The organism is Polaromonas sp. P1_H6, assembly GCF_056405195.1.
In genome coordinates, this window is sequence record NZ_JBFUCN010000074.1 from 1 (window position 1) to 1,197 (window position 1,197).

1 protein-coding gene is annotated in these 1,197 nt (G+C 60.7%); it reads left to right on the forward strand.

The features are described 5' to 3' along the window. Positions 1-224: 224 nt before the first annotated feature. Positions 225-1,178, forward strand: coding sequence for an IS110 family RNA-guided transposase (locus tag AC1D1F_RS24745; RefSeq protein ID WP_477679333.1), 954 nt, complete (start codon positions 225-227; stop codon positions 1,176-1,178). Positions 1,179-1,197 lie beyond the last annotated feature (19 nt).

Consider the following 1,197-nt stretch of genomic DNA (forward strand, 5'->3'; position numbering starts at 1 on the left):
CGCTTCGCTTGTATGTTTAGGGTGCTGGGGTGGAGAGTCACGCTTCGCAATCGGCCGTTAGCGCGGACCGACCGTTTGAGACTTCTCCCACCCCGCCTTTGAACGTCGATAAGGAACTGAGCGGCACCACTTTTCAGTGATGACCCCCGATCTGTAAGCAAGCTGACGTCGCAGGCGGCGCTTTTCACCCCAGCACTTTTATTTTCCACTTTGGAGGTAAAGAAATGCAAGGGTGTACTGAAATTTACGGTGTCGATGTCGCCAAGGATGAGCTGGTTGTTGCGATGCACGGCTATAGCCCTGTTCGRGCCATCTCCAACGAGCGCAAGGCCATAGACGCCTGGATTGGGACGATTCCCAGGGGCAGCCTCGTTGCCATGGAGTCCACGGGCATCTACCACCGGCTGCTGGCCCAACGTGCTCACGATGCGGGAATGCAGGTGTACGTGCTCAATGCGCGGGACGTGCACTTCTACGCCAAGGCGCTGGGGGCTCGCGGCAAGACTGATCGCGTTGATGCCGTCTTGATCGCCCGGTATGGGGCTGAACATCATGCAAAGCTGCACGCATGGCGGCCTGGCGATCCAGGCCAGCGGCGCGTGGAAGAACTGCTGGAGCGGCGTGCAACACTGGTGACCAAGCGGGAATCGGTGCGCCAGGCATTCAAGGGCGATCATGAGCTGGCCGGCGAACTCAAGCGGCTCGACCAATCCTTCGATCAGTTTCTGGCGGCTATTGATGCCCAGGTGGACGAACTCATCGCCGCTGACACCGCGCTGGCGACGGGGCGCAAGCGCATTGCCAGCGTGACCGGCTTTGGTCCTCTGGGCAGCGCCTTGCTGGCGGTGCTGTTCGCTCGTATCCCATTTGCCAACGTGGACGCCGTGGTCGCTTACAGTGGCCTGGACCCTCGCCCCAACGATTCGGGCAAGAAGCGCGGGGCGCGTCAACTCTCAAAGCGAGGACCAGCGCAGTTGCGCAGGCAGCTGTACCTGGCGGGCTTTGCCGCCAGCCACAGCAAAGCCCTCAAGCCGCTTTACCAGGCCCTGCGTGCCAAGGGCTTTGCCACAACGGAGGCATTCGTCATCCTCGGGCGAAAGCTGTTGCGGGTGGCGTTTGCCGTCTGGAAGACGGGTCAGCCCTGGGATCCGGCCAAGCTGCTGCCGAAAACTGTTTGACAACAAATATAGAACCTCA